This window comes from Vibrio lentus (genome assembly GCF_002875945.1).
Classification (GTDB): Bacteria; Pseudomonadota; Gammaproteobacteria; order Enterobacterales; family Vibrionaceae; genus Vibrio; species Vibrio apostichopi.
The window spans coordinates 15635-33409 of sequence record NZ_MCZK01000060.1 but is presented as its reverse complement, the minus strand read 5'-3'; the positions used below and the strand labels follow the sequence as shown (position 1 = coordinate 33409).

The window sequence follows — 17775 nt, the reverse complement described above, 5'->3', positions numbered from 1 at the left end:
TGAATTACGCAACAAAGCCTAAGGGAGATATAAATAAGCTAAAGAGATTAGAGGTTAAATACAGGCGAAGTGAAAAAATAAGTGCAGCAAATAATGCAGCTCTCACATTATCTGAACTCGAAATTGATTTTAATAATAAAATAAAATGGTTAGATAGAGTTATCTCAGGGGAGCGAGATGAATATAATAAGTATCGCGCAATTACAGATAAAGGAATACTGTTTTTACGCGAGAGCAAGGATATAGAATTAACGTTAAGTGAGATTCTTTTACTACAAAGTGCTTATGCGTATGGATTTAATCAAAAATCAGATTCAATATTTAATCGAGCCCATGAAATACTATGGAATTATAGCTCCAAATTAAATGATATACATACGAAGACTCTACTGTTCAAGCATAGTTCATTATACTGGAGAATTAGTGGAGATGAATCTAGGGAGATGAAGTATAGTTCGCTTCTTTCAGAAAGTGTTTTTAGTGGCAGTAAGAGTATCTTGGACAAAATGAAGCATTATTATGTAATTATTCGCATGAAACAAATTACTCCAAATTATGGATAATAAAGCATAACTTGGAGAAACTTGAAATTATATGAAATTTTGTCTGGCTTGATATATTAAACCATTCCTCTCTCTTTCGCCCATTCAATGAACTCTTTGTATGGGCGTTTTCCTCTCATCCCTTTCACCGCTTTTGGGAAGCCAAGTTCTTGAGTCCAACGCCACAGAGTAGGTTGGCTAATACCAAGAGTTTCACGAACCTCTTTATCGCTGATGAAAAAGCGTTGTGTTGCTAGGTTTATCGTTGAATTAGCCATTTTGATTTCCTTTCTTAATTGAACTTTTCATATAACAAACATAAAACACCGTACAAATAACGGCATAGACGGCGAAACTGATCATTGGGCCACTCCTTTTGCTGGTGGCATAATTCGTACTCGGTTTGTTGTGTGCCAACACATTGCATCCCCATTAAACAAGCCGCCTTCGCGTAACTTAGCGCAGCCTTGTGGTAGTTGTTCACCACACTTACCGCAGCAACCGAGATCGTTTTCAATCTTTGGTATCTCGGCATGAACACGGTGAATAAGCGACTGCAAAGCTTCAACTTGCGTGTAAGGTTCGCTTGGGTAAGCGAAGAGCTGGCAAATATCATCAAGCTTTGTCATTTCATCGGGTGATAACGTCACTCTGATATCGTTATTGTCACTGGTCTTACGCTTATCCCTTAGGCGCTGTGCACGAACAGCAGCTTGTTTGCGCTTGCGTTCTTCATTCATTTTTCGGCCTTGCGCTTACGAGAGTTCGCTGTCTTTTTCATTGGAGAAAGTAACTGGCGAGCTTTTGCTAAACAAAAGTCGAAACACTTTCCACCACGGCCTCCGAACGAAGCGTTGGTTCGATAGGTTTCAATCGCGAAATTGCATGCGCGATTTGCTTCATGGTGTTCGTAGCCTTCACCAAGTAATATTTGATGAATATTTTTATGGATAAACTCTTCCTGAGAGTTTCGAAGTAGGGAAGTCGTCATTACACAAAGTTCCTTTAGTTTCTGGGTGAAACCTGGCAATCAGTCTAAGTACTTGAAATTGGTGGTCAGCCAGTTATATACTGATTGCGAGGCTTGGTTCTTTAGTTCTAAGTCTCATTGCACAAAGTAAGCCCTTATTGGTTTGGTCACCGATAAGGGTTTTCTTGTTTTAGTCGTTTGCCCAATCGTAGCCAGTTTCTATATCCATATCGTAAGCTGATATTTCTTCGCCTTTTCCAATCTCCATAACTTGATCGTGGATGTCACCAAAATCTATAACACTTCCTGTGGCATACATTCGGAATAGATAAGATTCAAAATCGCGCTTGAATGTGATTACTTTTGCTTTTTTACTGCTGCCTTGAGAGCTAATGTCGAAGCCAATTACTTTACGGGTGTTGATATCGACTTCTATGGATGCACGGCATTCACTAAATCTTTTATTCTCGTTAGAACGATAGCTATCTGATTCAGCTTCCCCATCAAACCCAATACTGATAAAGCTCGAGTTCCAGTTTTCATTTCCACGCTTGAAGCACACCATAAATCTTCCAGAATGGTCACATTCATGATCTGTAATTCCATCTTTCAACATGGTTATCAAATCATCAAATTGAACCGTTTCGCCTGCTGTAGGACAGATCTCGTTTAGCAGGGTATCGACTTGGTTTATCACTGGGCCTTCAATGTGTTTGTTAAAACGCTCACGGATAGTCGTAGTGATAAAGTGGTTGTATTCAAGAATGCCAAGGTTATCCATATCCAGTTTTAGTTGGCTTTTTAGCGTGTCTTGAAATGCTTTCCCAAAGTCCGAATAACTACGGAAAAAGTCGGTAAGTTCGCTGGTGATTGTTTCTTCAATTTTCTTCTCAATTGCTTCTTGTAACTCAGCTGAAGCGAGTGTGTTTTTTACTGCATTGGTAGCGATTTGTTCGATGTTTAACATGGTTATTCCTTAGCTATAAAAGGGTGGTCAGCCCTTGGTTAAAGTCTCATTGCACAAAGTAAGTGAGGTGTTATTGCGTTAATTCATCTAAGTACTTATTGGTGTCCTTAAACCACTTTGTTATCTGTTTATCGTGGTGTTTCCCTGCTTGAATATAACTTTCCAAATCAACTTGATTATCACCTTCTGAACGATAGCCGTCGGTATGAACTGCGATAGTGATGAGTTGAACATGAGCCGAAAAGTCAAAGAAGACATCATGTGCTGTCGTCATGGTGATCTCGAAGCAACGTCCCATCAGGGTTGAAATTTCTTTGGCATATCGTTTACATAATCGAGCTGAAAGTTCGGGCTTTTCACATGTTGGGAATTCAATTGGTACTGTCACTTTTAACCTCCTAGTTAGTTGGTAGAACCATTGAATTCAACTTATTGCTCAATTGATCAGAAAGAGCATTGAATTTATGAATGGTTTGAGCGTCTTCTGTGGCTACTCGAACTTCTAAGTTTTTGCATTTATCGCTTAGCTGAATGAGCTGTTCTAGCTCGTCATAAAACGGGTCGCTTTTTGGCATCTTTGCTAAGAAGTGTTCGAAGCTCGTTCTATGTAATTGAATGGCTTTAGAGCCTTCTAGAGTTTGATTTATGGTTTCAATAGGTAGTTGGTTCATTCTTTTCTCTCTAACACATTGCGTTGTTATTTAAATTACACCTAATGTGTAAATGATGTCAACACATAAAGTTGTTTTTGTGGGCGTAAAAAAACCTGCGAATGCAGGTTTTGGTTTGAAGTAAGTAATTTCGGTCGACTATAAATCCATAATTACTTGTTTTACAAAGCCAACTATACGGCAGTTACCGTTAATAGGGATTGGTTGATAGCTTGGATTTAGAGGGATTAAAAATTTATTTGGCCCATCAATTTCTAACTTTTTGATGGTTGCTTGTGGTTCATCATTAAGTGTCGCGACAACAATCTTGCCACTATCCGGTGCAGAGCAGGGTTCAACTATGACTATTGAGCCATCTGGTATGGAAGGAGAGCCAAAGGGGTTGGTCATCGAGTTTCCAGTAACTCGCAATGCAAAGGCATCATCACTTACTTTTGCGGGTGTAAACTGCCATTCAAACTCTTCATCAGCAAGGTTTAGCTGCACACTTTTCCAGTTGCCTGCTTGTACATTACTTATTAAAGGGACTCTTTTTAGAAGAGGTACAACTAGGTTTTCGGAATTAACGAAGCCCTGTTCAGGGTTCGAGTAACCTTTACCGGTTAGTAACCAAGATGCATCGCATTCTAAGGCTTTAGCAAGAGAGATGATATTTCTAGGTTTAGTTGTGACGCCACCTTCAATTTTAAAAATTGACTGCTGCGCAACTCCTACTAGTTCAGCTAACGATGCTTGGGATAAACCAAGTAGTTTTCGTCTTTGTTTGACCCGCTCAGCTAAGCTCATTCTTTCTTTCCTTCCTTCCACTCTAGTTGTCATTTTTAAATGCGTTCAAACTGTGATGTTCATTATCACAACAAAATGTGTTAATTGACAATTGCCCTAAGTTGTATTCAAATAACAACTAAAGTTAGTTATTGAGAGGTTTGAAATGTCCGCTATTGAACGATCTACTGAAATTCTAGGAGGTCAAACATCATTAGCAAAGCTTTTAGGTGTAAGTCAGTCCCACGTTTGGAATTGGATTAATCGAAAACACCAAGCTCCAGCAAAATATATTCGTGCAATATCAGAAGCGACAGGGGGCGAAGTGTCAGTGAAAGAATTATTAACTGACCATGAAGATACTAACTGAAATGAACAGATAGACCTGATCACCAACATTCTGGATAAACAACCAGTAAGGAATAATCATGCAACCTAGTTTAAAAAGCGTTATGCATAACGCGGTAGTCGCTTGGCGAAGTGATGCAACGAAAGAACAAATTGCGGAATATATTTCTCGCTTCTATCACAAGATGAAAATCTACGAAGAGGAAGACTGCCAAAGGGAACACCTTCTCAAAGTACCGTCGGCTTTGAACAATCCAAACAACACTCAAAATCTATTTCGCTATGTCAGCAGAACAAGCACAGAGGCCAAAGCTAACGTTATGGATTTGTTGCCTGCAGTTATTGCAGCACTACCTAAAGCTAGGGCAACAGCTGCACTGAATCAATTCCTAAACCCGCTTGGATATTCGGTTGCGGCTATTGGCTCATGTCAAACCATGGCGAACCGTGATCAACTGCTCGCCGATTTTAGCAAAGAGTCATCTGAAGCACTCCGTTCGATACTTTTACTCAGTGAACACGCCACGTCTGACCAACTTCGTGATGCTTACCGAGAGTTACAAGAGAGTGCCGGTTCTCATGATCCGTTACTTAAATACTTAGAAACATTGATGGCGCAAAAAGGCTGACCACCTGAATGCATTTATTAACCACGTTAATTAACAAAACAAGAGAACTTTGTGCAATGAGTCTTTCTTATCAAAATTACCACGGCCAAATGCTGTGGGTAGCAAACAACGGCAACTGTCGCTATGTGGTGTCGCGCAATAAAGCGAAGCAAATCCTACAAACCATGAAGGCGAGGGCGGTTAAGTGATCGAATTCCTAGATAGGCCCATCGCTTTTCATCGGCCATTCGTCAAGCTAGGTATAGGCATTACGGGCGCATTAATGCTAAGCCAAGCGATTTATTGGAGCCGCAGAACCAACGCATCCGGTTACTTCTATAAAACTCAAGCTGAGTGGGAAGATGAAACCGGAATGACGCGTAGAGAGTTAGATACAGCTCGAAAAAAACTGCGTGATTTATCCATTCTTGAAGAGAAAAAGCAGGGTGTTCCGTGCCGTATTTTCTACAAAATCAATGAGCCAAACTTGATTGAACAATTGCGCCATTCTAGTTTGGCGGAATGCGCCAAGCAGTGCAGTACAAATACGTCAACCTGTGCTGCACAAAAGCGCCAAACTAAAACAGAGATTACACAGAGACTACCAGAGACTACAAACAATAAAGATCATGTGTCGGTGGTTGAATCTTGCTTTGCTCGGCTATGGGCGGCATTCCCTACCAAGAAATCCAAGAAGAACTCGTTAGCAAAATTCAAAAGCATCGTGACAGCGCAAAGTGAACCCCCAGAGGTATTCACCAACATGCTTTGCCAGGACGTCGAAAACCGAGTAGCAAACCGCCAGTTTGGTTTCGATAAGCTTCACCTAACGACTTACTTGAATCAAGAACGATGGAACGACGACCATGAAATCAATCACTCAAGCACTGCTCAATCAAGCAACACAGCCACAGGATCACAAGCAAACCGAGTTGAACAACACAACGCAGAGTTGCTCGCCCGCTACGGACACACTGCCGCACCAAGTGGGCAACCAGACTTTGCACCTGAGTGTGGAGGATTGGATTCAGGCGAAGTTTGTGGAGGGATACGGAGCGAAGTGGGTTTACAAGGCACTACCATCGACCTGGACTCAAGCGATTTCCACGATGTCGGTAACTGATGTTCGAAGAGCCGTAAGCCAAGCTCTGCTAGAAGGGGATGCGTGGCCGCCAAGCTTGCCTGAGTTCGTTAACATGGGCCGTGAAGAGTTGGTTGATATCGATGAAGCTTTTACCCGAATGCTACGCTGTGAGCCCAAAGGGGATATCGAGTATTGGGCATCGCAAGAAGTGGGTTTTGTTTGTCGTGGACAACTAAGTGAGCGGGAAGCCAGGGCCAAGCATCGCAAAGCACTGAAGAAGTATGCTGAAAAAGCGAAAGCAGGTTCACTACCTGCAAGAAGTACGATGCGTTTAGCCGACAAATCGAATGTTAAACCCATCAATGAAATTACAAGACCAGACCCAAACAAGTTCAATAAGAACTCGGTGTTCGCAAGGGTCGCAGCAATGGGAGCAAGGGCGTAATGCAATTTGAAAAGCTACTGGCAAAGTTCAATGTAAAAGGGATCAACTACGAACCATCGCTAGGTGGGAAGGGGTTACTTTCTCAGGATGAGCAGCTGGCAATTGTCGGTCTAGCATGGAAGGAATCACCAGTAGGGTTTCTGGTGTTGTTCGTTGAGTGCTTGCAAGACAAGCCTGCATTGAAAAAGCTATACCAAGCCACCCTGATTGAAGCCAACACGCTAATGGAAACATGGAGAGGCCCATACCCAGATAAAGCGCTCCAAGCTTTAGTCTCTACCGCGATTGCAGAAGCGACGCAGCAGTTCGGCCAAGTCTGCCCTGAATGTAATGGCAGCGGTAAATACATTGCCAAGAACCGAGCAAGAAGAACCTGCCCATGCTGCGATGGTGGTCGAATAGGCTGGACTCAAGAAACCCGCTTTGCTTACTTCTGCCAAACCTTACCTGTTACTTATTCACGCTTTCATCGTTACCAGAAGATATTGGTTAAGTTAGTGACTTGGCTTACGAACAAAAGAACAGCAGCAGCGTTGGCACTCCAAGGCCAGTTAGATGAAGAGATGGTGGCATGAGCTTTTCGAGCTATATCTCGTTATGTTTTTTGTTATTTGAAATTGATAAAAAGCTTGATGGGGTATGAAACACATGGGTTTAAGGCGAGTTGGAATGGTTAAGGTGAGTGTGATTAAGTGGAGGTGTAGAAGAGTTAAGGGGGCTTCTACACCTTCGCTTGCCCTTGGAATCAAACGCCCCGAAAGGGGCGTTTTGTTCTCGTAAATTTGGCTTTAGAAGTGGTAATGCTAAATGTATCATTTCGAATTATTTATCTAGTTAAATCCAGGTCATATTATGAAGAAATCTATCATTGCCGCTACTGTATTGATAGCGCTGTTTTACAACGGTACTAAGTACAACACTTATGAACAGTGCCTCATTGACAACGTTACGTCGGCTAAAACCGAACTTGGGGCACGGGTTATGCTAAATATGTGTCGTGATAGATGTCCACAAAGCCATGCGTGATTCGAGTTAAAATTAATGCTGAGTAAGAAGAACATGCCGTTGCTGTGATGTCGGTTATATTGAGAGGAAAGAAAAATATCTCTTTTGAAGTGATTTTTCTTTGATTTCATGTCAATATTGGCATAATCCTTGAGTTAACCAGTTGTTTTGAGAGTTTCTTGCAACCTTTACCCCGCATAGGTGGAACGTAACCATGATTAAGAGCTTAAAGTTTAGTAACTTTTGTAGCTTTAAAGAAGAGTCCGAACTCAATTTTGAATTTGACGGAAAGACACCGGATAACGTAAAGAAAGGCCGTGAGCTTTCGAATGTAATGTGCATTAAAGGCGCGAATAGCTCCGGTAAAACTAATTTATTTAAAGTCCTTGATTTGTTGTCGACAGTTTGTGGTTATGGAGCGAGACTGCATAAAGACGAGCGTGTATATGTTGATAGCTATTTCTACAATGATAAACCGTCAATTATAAAGATTGAGTTTATTTATGAATCAATATTCTACGTATATGAAATTCATCTTACTAAGCAAGGGATAGAGTTTGAAGAGTTAAAGTATCGAGAAAAAGAAGGTAGATTAAAGAAGGCTTATACACGTGTTAAACGTGAAATTACAACATTAGGCCCTGATTTCGGAGAATTGAAAACTGTCACCTTAAAAAATAATGCATCGGTAATGGCACTAGTAGAGAATAATGAATTTTCTGACAAGTTGCATGTTATTGAAGTTGCAAATTCGTTCTTTAGTAGAATATTGTCAAATGTAGGCTATTCCGGACATACTGATATTGAATCAGGCTTATTTGATTTGACAAAAATTTATCACGATGATGAAGACACATTTAGAGGCGTAAATGCAGTAATTAGATCAATCGAACCATCAATTAAAACAATTGAAATTGATGAAACAATCGATCATGAAGGCAAGACAATTTATTTTCCTCTATTTGTTCATGAGGTGGAAGGTAAAGAAGTTAGATTGACAATAAATAAGGTTTCGAGCGGAATTCAAAAACTATATAAAACTTTAGGTAATTATTTTTTAATTTTACGCTCTGGTGGGATATTAGCGTTAGATGAGTTCGATATACACCTTCACCCTCAGATTACACCTTTATTATTAGCGCTATTTGACGATCTGTTATTTAATAAAAATGGAGCGCAATTAATTATATCGACACACAGTACTGAAATATTGGATATTTTAGGTAAGTACAGGGTTATTCTTGTTGATAAAGTGGATAATGAGAGTTTTTGTTATCGACTAGACGAACTACCAATTAGAAACGATCGTGGAAATATCGGTGACTTATATATTGATGGTAAACTTGGTGGGATCCCTCAATCGAAAGGTGTTGATTTAGAAACGTTGACGGTGTGTTTTGATGCCGAAAATTAGAGTTTTCTATTTGTTATCCTTAATTATATATTTTTCTTTGCTATCAATATCTGCACATGCTCATATAGTTGGATCACAAACTAGAGCTGAACTTATAGTAGTTCCTGAGGTTGAAACAAAAGCTAATAAAATGAATTTAGTTGTTCATAATAATGAAGATAAGGTGCTATACAGCGAGGTTAACACTAGGCTGTACGAACTCATCAAAAAAATTGAGAAAATGGATGCCTTGGGTGCAACTAAAGAAGAGTTAAGAGTTTATCACTCAAAGGTTTTACTATATGAGAGAGATCTTCAGTATATAGATAAGAATGTTACTGATAGGGTTAATGATCTATATCAGATGTTAGGGTTCATATTCACTACATTTTCTATATTGTTGGTAATTTCAGGTTATATCGCTTGGAGAACAAACAAAACTGTTGCCAGAGATGAAGCAAGAGAGTGGTGTAGGAAAGAATTAGGTAAGGAGACTAAGTCGGAAAGAGAAGTATTTGCTAAAGAACTGGATGAAATGAAAGCGTCAGCTCTTAGTACTGCTAAAGGTTTTAAGGAATCTTTGGAAAATGAATACGCATCTTATAAGAAGTCTATTGCAAGGCACGAAATGCAAAATTCAGCAAGTTCTGCGCATGAGTCTGCAAACGTTACTTTTTCTGAAGATGATAAATCAGGTAACAAAAAGAAAACTTCTAGGCTAAAGGAGCTGTCGGCTGGTTTGGAGTCTGATTTGGAAAATGCCGTATCATCGAAACAAGAACAATAGAAATAATGTTGGGTTGACAATTACCCAATAATGAAGCAAAATCACCACAGTCAAAACCTCACCTACTCGGTGGGGTTTTTGCGTTTTAGCGCGTTAAACAATCCCTTGGCACCTTTTTAGGTGCTTTTTTTGTGCCTTCAATTTGAGCCAGTTTCTTGCCTATGTTTACAAACTTTACCCAGTGGGCGCAGGAGTGGAAAGGGCGCCTCATCGCTTATGGCGGCGGCAGCAGTGTCAGTGTTTTTAGCGGCACCGTAGCAGCCAAAGCGAAAGAGGCCAGCGATGCTGCCTTGGCTATTCCCGAAATCACTACCGCAAACCTTATTTCTTTTGGTGGCTTAGTCGTCATTGCTGGCAGGCTAGCTTTCGACATTTACGTTTACGTTGATCAACAGCGTAAGAAACGGAACAAAAACAATGGATGCAAAACAACTAACTCAACTGGTCGTTAGGCCCACGCTTCAAACGCTAGGCTTACATAGTAAAGCGGCCGAGCAATTGATCATCGGCACCATCTTCCAAGAAAGCCGCGCCAAGTATTTAAAACAAATTGGCGCTGGCCCTGCGCTTGGCATCATTCAAATGGAGCCGGCGACTTATCACGACATCTGGAAAAACTACCTTGGATACAAGAACGAACTTTCAAGCAAGGTTCGAACACTTGCAAGTGTTGGCAGTTTTGAAGGTGGCTACCCCAATCAGTTTGAGCTTGTCACCAACTTAGCTTACGCGGTGGCTATGTGTCGGATCTTCTATCGCCGAAAACCGTATGCGCTCCCTGTAGAAGGGGATGTGGCCGCTATGGCCGAGTACTGGAAGGTGCATTACAACACGGTGCTAGGAGCTGGAACGGAAGAAGAATTTATCGAGAACTTCCCTAACGAAATTCTCGACTGTTAAGCAATTCAATCACGGCGGCCAATGGGTCGCTTTTTTTATGGAGTAACGAAAATGAAGTGGTTTTTTGTTGTGTTCCTTGCCTTGTGTCCTGGCGCTGTGTTTGCAGCCGATGAGAGTGTGCCGGTGTTTAACCTGCTCATTGAACTACTAGGCGATAAAGGAACTTTGATTGTTGGTGTGCTTTGTACTGTTGGTTACATCTGGGCGCTGGTGCGGCAATGCATTCCCGCCAGTTGGTTGGCTTCGCTGCCCGACGTTTTGGTGGATTGCTTGGAATGGTTAGCCGCCAACAAGGGCCATGCCGCCAACAAGCAGTATAACGCCCCGAAGTTTGTTAAACGTACCAACGCCCCATGAGTTGGTTAAAGGCGGTGCCTATTATTGGGCAGTTGCTTCTTAAAGCGGTGGCGTTGTGCGAACGGCGCCAACGCAAAAAAGACTTAAAGCAACAGGAGCAAGCACGGGATGCGATTAAGCACGATCCGAAAACTCGCCATCGTGAGCAGTTTGGTGATAGCGTTGGCCGGGTGTCAGTCAATGTCACGAGCTATTCAAATCAAAAGCGCGAAAAGCTGTAAACCCACGGCGCCATTACTTGAATGGTACGAAGTAGACGAAGGCGGTGTTTATTATCCCAAGCGTTCGTTTACTAACTTGCAGCTTTATATCGAGGATTTAAACGACTGTATTGATTACTACCAAGTGAACCCTGGTTAAGGGCTAGAAACATCTTTACCTAATTATCACCACCAATAGCAAAACGCATTTCTCAATGAGCGCCGCCGAGCGTTCTCAGGCGTAAGCCATTTTCATGCAGGCTAACGGTGGTGACCCTTTTCTAGCGTGGGTTCCTCGCTGTCTTGCTTGTTAGCCATGATCATATTCAGCTCGCTGCTGAAACTCCTTATATGTTAGCGCAAGTCCAGATTCAAAAAGGAACAAGCAGAGTTTGAGAGAACTTCATTAATAGGTAACGTCAGCTTAATGCGAATAAGGGCGTGACACTCGGAGAGACGAGACTCATTCAAGAGGGCTTTCAATGAACAATGAAAAACGACTTTGGAATTTAACCGAGTTGGAAGCGTTCGATTATCACCGTTCTACGATCCGCAAAAAGCTTAAGTCTGCAGGTATTGAGCCTATCGCATTTAAGGGACAAACCCCGCTTTATGATGTGGTTCAGGTGACGCCTTATTTATGTAAGGCACCTTTAAAAGAAAGTGATGCTCCCGATTTGATGGGCTTTAAAACCGCCGCTGAACTGAGAGCTTACGTTCAATCCGAACGAGAGAAGTTAGCACTGCAGAAAGACTCAAACGAGTGCATTGCAAAAGAAGACTACGAGAATGAAATAGCCATTTGTATTTCTGGTGTAAAGGGCTTTAAAGACAAAGTAATAACACGTATTGAATCGGCGATCCCAACGGCAACAACGCAGCAGCTAGAAGATTTAGAAAGCTTACTTAATTTTGATTTAAAGGCGGTATCTGATGGGCTTGAACAAGTTTGATTCACGCCTTGGTGTTCAATTCGCCGATGCGGGCAAGATCCGGCGAGAGCTCGCTTATCTTTGTGCGCCAACCGATAAAACCCCCATTGAAGCTGCTGATGAAGATTTGTGGATCTCTGATGGGACGGACGTAACGAAGTTTTTATCCTCATTGGTGCCTTATATGAAAGAGCCAATGAACTGTTTGGCAAGGCGTATTTATGAGGCGGTGATTGTGGTCGGCCCCGCACGTTCGGGAAAAACTAAAGCGTTAGTCGAAGGGTGGATTAATTACACGGTGACGCAAGCTCCTGGCGATATGTTGCTGATTTACAGCACCAAGACCAAAGCGGCAGATATGTCTAAAGCCGATTTAGACCGCTGCTTTTCAGCGACGCCAGGTATTGCACGTTTAAGAACGGGGCGAAAGTCCGACGATAACATCACGTCGAAAAAATTTAAAAACGGCATGAATCTCAAGTTAGATTCTGCAACAGAAACCAGCTTATCGGCGTCGACGTATCGTTATGCCGGTGCGACCGATTACGACAGAGCTGATGATGGAGTGGGCCAAGAAGGCTCGAAGTTTGAACTGATGTTAATGCGTGTTCAAAACGCCAAATCTTCAGGCATGGTGATGGCCGAAAGCTCTCCTGGTCGTATTGTTAGGCACCCTAAACCGGAAGAAGAATTACTAGCCCATGAGGCACAACCATGTGGCGGTATCGCATCGCTGTACAACCAAGGCGATAGACGCCGTTTCTATTGGTTGTGTGACGATTGTCATACGCACTTTAGACCAGAATTCGAAACCTTAAAATGGGACGACAAAGGGGATCCTTTGCTCTCGTCTCAAACCGCATATGTGGCTTGCCCAAGGTGTGGCCATCGTATTGAAGAAGTCGAAAAACATTCGAAGAATCTGAGTGGGCATTGGTTTCGTGAAGGTGCGGTCAGTCAATACGGCGAGTTAGTTGAAGAAGAATCAGAGATACGCACAACGAAATGGGCCACGTTTTGGTTTGAAGGGGTGATAGCCGCTTACAGCAGTTGGCAAAACTTGGTGTATCGCTACCTCAATGCCGAAGCCATTTATGAAGACAGTGGCGATGAAGATGCACTGATCTCCTTCATCAATACCCGAATGGGGCGCTCTTATATTCTGCAATCTCAAGGGCAAGATATTGGTGCTCATGAGCTAATGGAAAAAGCCAAAGGCAATCCTTATCTGCGCGGTGTGGTGCCTGTCGGTGGCCGCTTCTTGATAATGAGTATCGATGTTCAAGGTGGTAAATCCAATGCTCGGTTTGTGGTGCAAGCTCAGGTGTTTGGCGAAGGTCTGCAGCGCTGGGTGATCGACCGCTTTGAAATTTTAACGACACCGCATCGAAATGGTGACCGTATTAACCCTGCCATTTACGCTGAAGATTGGGATCTACTTATCGAGCAGGTGATCAAGAAAACGTATCCCGTTGTCGATGACAGTGGGCGGGTAATGAAACCGATATTAACGCTGTGCGATTCTGGCGGTTCGGCTTCTGAAAAAGACGGCAAGAAGACTTCCGTGACCGATTTTGCTTACCAGTTCTATAACCGGCTCAAAGCTAAAGGGTTGTCACATTTGTTTCGCCTCGTGAAAGGCGCCAGCAACAAAGATATGGATTCACTGATTAAAGAGTCATACCCAGATAAGCGCAGCAAATTGGCGCATGGCGAGATCCCTTTATTAATGTTGCACACCAATCGACTTAAGAACCGTGTCGTGGCCAGCTACTCTCGTGAAGAATTCGGCTCTCGATATTTTCATTTGCCTGCATGGGCGGAAAGAGAGTGGTTCGATGAACTGACGGCTGAATTCATTGATGAAAAAGGTCAATGGATCTGCCCTGATAAGACGCGTAACGAGAGTTTTGATTTATGCGCGTATGCCGAAGCCGGGATGCATTTTCTTGGTGGAGATGAAATCCATTGGGAAAGCGCACCACCTTGGGCGTCTGAATGGCAGATTAACCCGAATGTAATTGATGCTGACTTACAACCTGTTTTCGAGCGCAAGCCTAAGAAACGTTATAACCACTCAAGAGGTATTTTCGGATGAGTTTAGCGATACCAACCAATCAAGAGCGTTTGCAATGGTACCTCGAAGCCGAACAGAAAATCTTACAGCAACAGTCTGTTAAGACGGCAGAAGATGAAGAGCTAACCTTGGCGAGTCTAGCGACGGTGCGTAAAGAGATAGAACGTTTGCAACGCATTATTGCTCTGCAAGCCCAAGGGGGGCGACGCTCTATGATACGGAGAAATTATCTTGAGTAGCCAAAACTTGCTCGACAAGCTAGTGGCCGTATTTAGTCCTCGAAAAGGCTTGGAACGTGCCTACGACAGACGGCTGTTGAATAAATACAACGCAGCACTTCCCCGAAACCCTCATACAAAAAAGACAAATAAACAATCGAAAGGCGATTCAAATTCGTTGAACAAAGGCGCGAAAGCGGTGTATCAACGGGCGCGACATATGGATGAAAATAACCCATTTGTTACGGCCATTTTGGATGAGCTTTGCGCCAATGTGATTGGTCCGAATGGCATCATGGTGGAGCCTCAACCTCTAAACCATAAAGGTGAGGTTCATATTGAATGTGCTCAGGCGATCATGACCTGGTGGGAGAACTTTTCTTTAAACCAAAACATCGATGCTGAACATTCTCGCGCGGAAACTGAATGGCTTGCGGGTCGAACATGGTTTCGCGATGGCGAGGTGTTTTGTCGAATGTTCATGGGTAAGCACAGTGATTTGGTTTACCCAACAGAGACGCCCTTTGCGGTGCAGCCCTTTGAGCCTGATTTTATTCCTTCGCATATAACGGAAGCTGAAGGGGGACTGTTTGAAGGTATCAAGCGAAACAAGCTCGGCCAGGCTATCAGCTATTTGATTCAGAGAGACTCAAGAGGGTTTGAGTTTGTTGATGTTGATGCGCAGTTTGTCTGCCATTTAAAGTTTACTCGGCGTTTTCATCAAAACCGTGGCATTTCCCTTTTGCATTCGATTTTGGATTTGGTCGATGACATCGAAGATTACGATCAATCCGAACGTATTAGCGCCCAGATAGCGAGTCGTTTTGCTTATTACATAAAACGAGACCCGACATTGAATTCAAATACATCAGACGCGTTCGATCGCGGTGGTGATTTGTTTTTAGGTATGGGGAATTCGTTTGAACTGGCACCCGGTGAAGATGCAGGGGTTGTGGAGAACAATCGAAAAGAAACCATGAGCAGTCCTTTTAGAAATGCTCAGCTGCGACTGGCCAGTGGGGGCGCAGGAGTGAACAACTCTAGTGTGACCCGAGACTACAGCAACGGCAGTTATTCCGCTCAGCGCCAAGAGTTAATCGATTCGTTCAGTCGCTATCGAGTGCTGCAGCGAAAGTTTGTTTTAGGTTGGACTCGTCCACAGTATCGACATGCTTTGCAAATGGCGATGCTTGCCGGTGAAGTCAAAATCCCTGCCGACGTTGACCGAAAGTCCATTTTGAATGCCATTTATCAAGCGCCAGTGATGCCATGGATTGATCCTGGTAAAGAGATGGTGGGCGTAGAGAAAGGGACACGTTTGGGGCTGTATTCGTTAAGTCATGCACAGCGTGAACGCAATATTAACCCTTTGTCTACTCGCCGTGAAATTCAGTCGGAGCGGCAACAAATGAATGATATGCACATCGTGAGCACTTCGGACCCTGCTCATGCTACAAAGCCCAACAATAAAACAGAAGAGGCAAAAAATGCCAAAGCCAAATAAGAGCTGGTACACGCTCAAAAATGAAGCCGATGTGATTAAGGTCTGGGTGCATGGAGATATCAGCGCTTGGGATATTGATGCGACCGAAATCATCGCTGCGTTACAAGTGGCCAATGGGAAAGAGGTCGAGTTACGAATGCTCAGCGGCGGTGGCAGCGTCTATCAAGGCCTAGCGATGTACAACGCACTGAAGGCGCATAAAGGAAGGGTGGTGGGCATTGTCGATGGCATGGCCGCGAGTATTGCGACTTATGTCCTGCTGGCCTGTGATTCTATCCGTATGCCTGAAAATGCCATGTTGATGATCCATAGCCCAGCCATTGGAGCATGGGGTGGTGAGAAGGAAATCAATTCAGCGCTTCAACAGTTGCAAGCGGCGACCAAGACCATTTCTGAAGCGTACGCTGAAAAGTCGGGTCAACCTCTTGAAGAGGTTCTGACCGCTATGGAGAGTGAAACCTGGTTCACCGCGCAAGCCGCTAAAGATTGGGGGCTTGTCGATGAAGTGGTTGAAGCGGTCGATCTCAGTAACTCATTACAGAGTTTCGATGAATCTGATTTTAAGAATTTCAAACAAGCGCCAAGTGAGCTGATGAATTCGCTAACGCTACAGTCGAATGAACCGACACCTTTGGCAGCGTCTGCTAAGCCAAATGAACCTCAAATAAACAAACCCAAGCAGGTAAGCGACATGCCGAAACCAAATGAAGAATTACAAAACGCTGTAAAAGCAGAGAATCAACGCCAAGCAGATATTCGTGCGTTGTGCGCTCAACATAAAGTCAGCGAGGCATTAACCAATGAAATGCTGACCGACTTATCGTGCTCAGTAGGACAGGCATCCACTAAGATTTTAGAAAGTATTGGTAGCCAATCAGCGACAGGTCAGCAAGAGCCTGAAGCGAATTTGACGGCCACGCACATGAGACTTGGCAACGGCAACCATGTCAAAGACGAACTGCAAAATGCGTTGAATGCGCGTTGTGGTGTTGCGGATTTAGAAAAAGACAACTCGTTTAGTCATGAGTCATTACTGAATATGGCGCGCGCTTGCCTCGATGTGAATGCACGAAGCGCCATCACTAAGAATGAATTGGTGAACCGAGCGTTTAACTCCGGTGACTTTGGCGACATCATCACCGAAGGTATTCGAACCGTGATGCGCGATGAAGCGCAAGCAAGAGCCCCGATGTGGCGTGAACTGGCTAACGTAGAGAACCTGACGGATTTTCGTGAAACTGAGTTAGTGATGGTTAATGACGCACCAGACTTGATGAAAGTATCGGAAGATGGCGAGTACAAAGCGGCAGTCTTAAAAGGCAGTGGTGAGCGCATTCAACTTGCGACCTTTGGCCGTGAAATCCAGTTCACTCGTCATGCCATCATTAATGATGAAATTGGCTTAGTGGCGAAGGTACCTCGTAAATTCATGCAGTCCGGTTATCGTCTGTCAGACAAGCTGATGTTTAACGCTATCCTCGCAGGCAAGATGGCCGATGGTGGCAATGTCTTTAAAGCGGGCAAAGACAAAGGCTGGGGTAACTTAATCAATGACATTCCAGCAGGTGATTACGCGGCGATGATTATGGCCCTGCATAAGGTCTTTGCTACGGCAACCACAATTCCACTGGATGGTGAAGCGGGCCAAGGCGATGCGTTAGATCTTCGCGGTGAGCTCTTGATTGCGAGTCCAGATCATGCCTCAATGTTTGAAGCGGTTTTGAATACGGCGAGTAAACCGGATGCCTTTAACCCAGCTTATAAAAAATTCGGTAAGGTGATTGAAACTGCGCGTGTAGGCGATGTGAATGGAGCTCTGGCACTAACAGGTAAAGATTTTGATACCGTCGTGATGGGCTTCTTAGATGGCCAGCAAGACCCATGGCTAGAAACGGGCGACGGTTGGAGCAGCGATGGTGCCAAGTTCCGCATTACTTACGACTTGATGTCGAAGGTATTGGACCGCCGTGGTATTGCTCAAGCGACCTTTAAGTAAAGCTTG

The 17775-nt window shown here is 43.5% G+C and carries 24 protein-coding genes and 1 pseudogene; 18 read left to right on the top strand and 7 right to left on the bottom strand.

Going from position 1 to position 17775, the window contains the following annotated elements; genetic code table 11:
- Window positions 1-563, top strand: a pseudogene (locus tag BCT49_RS25655) (hypothetical protein); the annotation flags it as partial.
- Between the two features lie 56 nt (window positions 564-619).
- Here BCT49_RS25655 and BCT49_RS05000 read toward each other — a convergent pair.
- The 7 genes from BCT49_RS05000 to BCT49_RS04970 form a co-directional block, all read right to left on the bottom strand.
- Window positions 620-820 (bottom strand): helix-turn-helix transcriptional regulator, encoded by a 201-nt coding sequence (locus tag BCT49_RS05000; RefSeq protein WP_016798515.1) that lies wholly within the window; start codon window positions 818-820, stop codon window positions 620-622.
- Window positions 821-901: 81 nt separating this feature from the next.
- Window positions 902-1282, bottom strand: a complete 381-nt coding sequence (locus BCT49_RS04995; protein ID WP_102434381.1) for a hypothetical protein — start codon at window positions 1280-1282, stop codon at window positions 902-904.
- Complete coding sequence (locus BCT49_RS04990) at window positions 1279-1533, bottom strand: hypothetical protein (protein WP_102434380.1); 255 nt, start codon at window positions 1531-1533, stop codon at window positions 1279-1281. Before BCT49_RS04990 ends, BCT49_RS04995 begins: the two co-directional genes overlap by 4 nt.
- A gap of 169 nt (window positions 1534-1702) precedes the next feature.
- Window positions 1703-2479 carry a hypothetical protein gene (locus BCT49_RS04985; protein ID WP_102434379.1) on the bottom strand — a complete coding sequence of 259 codons (777 nt, stop codon included), beginning with the start codon at window positions 2477-2479 and terminating at the stop codon, window positions 1703-1705.
- A gap of 70 nt (window positions 2480-2549) precedes the next feature.
- Window positions 2550-2867 carry a hypothetical protein gene (locus BCT49_RS04980; protein ID WP_102434378.1) on the bottom strand — a complete coding sequence of 106 codons (318 nt, stop codon included), beginning with the start codon at window positions 2865-2867 and terminating at the stop codon, window positions 2550-2552.
- Between the two features lie 10 nt (window positions 2868-2877).
- Window positions 2878-3150 (bottom strand): hypothetical protein, encoded by a 273-nt coding sequence (locus tag BCT49_RS04975; RefSeq protein ID WP_102434377.1) that lies wholly within the window; start codon window positions 3148-3150, stop codon window positions 2878-2880.
- A 138-nt stretch (window positions 3151-3288) separates the two neighbouring features.
- A complete protein-coding gene (locus BCT49_RS04970) occupies window positions 3289-3936 on the bottom strand; it encodes a LexA family protein (protein WP_016788513.1) in 648 nt (215 codons plus the stop codon).
- A gap of 145 nt (window positions 3937-4081) precedes the next feature.
- Between BCT49_RS04970 and BCT49_RS04965 the strand changes: the two genes are divergently transcribed.
- The 17 genes from BCT49_RS04965 (at window position 4082) to BCT49_RS04885 (ending at window position 17769) form a co-directional block, all read left to right on the top strand.
- A complete protein-coding gene (locus BCT49_RS04965) occupies window positions 4082-4285 on the top strand; it encodes a helix-turn-helix domain-containing protein (protein WP_017078654.1) in 204 nt (67 codons plus the stop codon).
- A 58-nt stretch (window positions 4286-4343) separates the two neighbouring features.
- The gene (locus BCT49_RS04960; protein WP_102434376.1) at window positions 4344-4892 is read left to right on the top strand and encodes a toxin YdaT family protein; all 549 of its coding nucleotides are present in this window, start codon (window positions 4344-4346) and stop codon (window positions 4890-4892) included.
- A gap of 56 nt (window positions 4893-4948) precedes the next feature.
- The gene (locus BCT49_RS26250) at window positions 4949-5080 is read left to right on the top strand and encodes a hypothetical protein (protein WP_261383261.1); all 132 of its coding nucleotides are present in this window, start codon (window positions 4949-4951) and stop codon (window positions 5078-5080) included.
- A gap of 74 nt (window positions 5081-5154) precedes the next feature.
- Entirely contained in the window at window positions 5155-5994 is an 840-nt protein-coding gene (locus tag BCT49_RS04950; RefSeq protein ID WP_102434375.1) for a hypothetical protein, read from the top strand.
- Window positions 5981-6400, top strand: a complete 420-nt coding sequence (locus BCT49_RS04945; protein WP_017078648.1) for a hypothetical protein — start codon at window positions 5981-5983, stop codon at window positions 6398-6400. The genes BCT49_RS04950 and BCT49_RS04945 overlap by 14 nt, the downstream gene beginning before the upstream one ends.
- Window positions 6400-6975, top strand: a complete 576-nt coding sequence (locus tag BCT49_RS04940; RefSeq protein ID WP_102434374.1) for a hypothetical protein — start codon at window positions 6400-6402, stop codon at window positions 6973-6975. The genes BCT49_RS04945 and BCT49_RS04940 overlap by 1 nt, the downstream gene beginning before the upstream one ends.
- Before the next feature lie 644 nt (window positions 6976-7619).
- Window positions 7620-8819 (top strand): AAA family ATPase, encoded by a 1200-nt coding sequence (locus BCT49_RS04935; protein WP_102434373.1) that lies wholly within the window; start codon window positions 7620-7622, stop codon window positions 8817-8819.
- A complete protein-coding gene (locus BCT49_RS04930) occupies window positions 8806-9585 on the top strand; it encodes a hypothetical protein (RefSeq protein ID WP_102434372.1) in 780 nt (259 codons plus the stop codon). Before BCT49_RS04935 ends, BCT49_RS04930 begins: the two co-directional genes overlap by 14 nt.
- A 161-nt stretch (window positions 9586-9746) precedes the next feature.
- The gene (locus BCT49_RS04925; protein WP_102434371.1) at window positions 9747-10037 is read left to right on the top strand and encodes a hypothetical protein; all 291 of its coding nucleotides are present in this window, start codon (window positions 9747-9749) and stop codon (window positions 10035-10037) included.
- Entirely contained in the window at window positions 10003-10485 is a 483-nt protein-coding gene (locus tag BCT49_RS04920) for a hypothetical protein (protein WP_102434370.1), read from the top strand. Before BCT49_RS04925 ends, BCT49_RS04920 begins: the two co-directional genes overlap by 35 nt.
- 51 nt (window positions 10486-10536) lie before the next feature.
- Window positions 10537-10842, top strand: coding sequence for a hypothetical protein (locus BCT49_RS04915; protein WP_102434369.1), 306 nt, complete (start codon window positions 10537-10539; stop codon window positions 10840-10842).
- Window positions 10839-11063, top strand: coding sequence for a hypothetical protein (locus tag BCT49_RS25770; protein WP_198595815.1), 225 nt, complete (start codon window positions 10839-10841; stop codon window positions 11061-11063). The genes BCT49_RS04915 and BCT49_RS25770 overlap by 4 nt, the downstream gene beginning before the upstream one ends.
- A 461-nt stretch (window positions 11064-11524) precedes the next feature.
- Window positions 11525-11995, top strand: a complete 471-nt coding sequence (locus BCT49_RS04905) for a hypothetical protein (protein ID WP_004733461.1) — start codon at window positions 11525-11527, stop codon at window positions 11993-11995.
- Window positions 11976-14072 (top strand): terminase gpA endonuclease subunit, encoded by a 2097-nt coding sequence (locus BCT49_RS04900; RefSeq protein ID WP_102434367.1) that lies wholly within the window; start codon window positions 11976-11978, stop codon window positions 14070-14072. Before BCT49_RS04905 ends, BCT49_RS04900 begins: the two co-directional genes overlap by 20 nt.
- On the top strand, window positions 14069-14290 hold the full coding sequence (locus tag BCT49_RS04895; RefSeq protein ID WP_017088415.1) for a hypothetical protein: 222 nt from the start codon (window positions 14069-14071) through the stop codon (window positions 14288-14290). The genes BCT49_RS04900 and BCT49_RS04895 overlap by 4 nt, the downstream gene beginning before the upstream one ends.
- The gene (locus BCT49_RS04890; RefSeq protein WP_032555835.1) at window positions 14283-15773 is read left to right on the top strand and encodes a phage portal protein; all 1491 of its coding nucleotides are present in this window, start codon (window positions 14283-14285) and stop codon (window positions 15771-15773) included. The genes BCT49_RS04895 and BCT49_RS04890 overlap by 8 nt, the downstream gene beginning before the upstream one ends.
- Entirely contained in the window at window positions 15757-17769 is a 2013-nt protein-coding gene (locus BCT49_RS04885) for a ClpP-like prohead protease/major capsid protein fusion protein (RefSeq protein WP_102434366.1), read from the top strand. Before BCT49_RS04890 ends, BCT49_RS04885 begins: the two co-directional genes overlap by 17 nt.
- Window positions 17770-17775 lie beyond the last annotated feature (6 nt).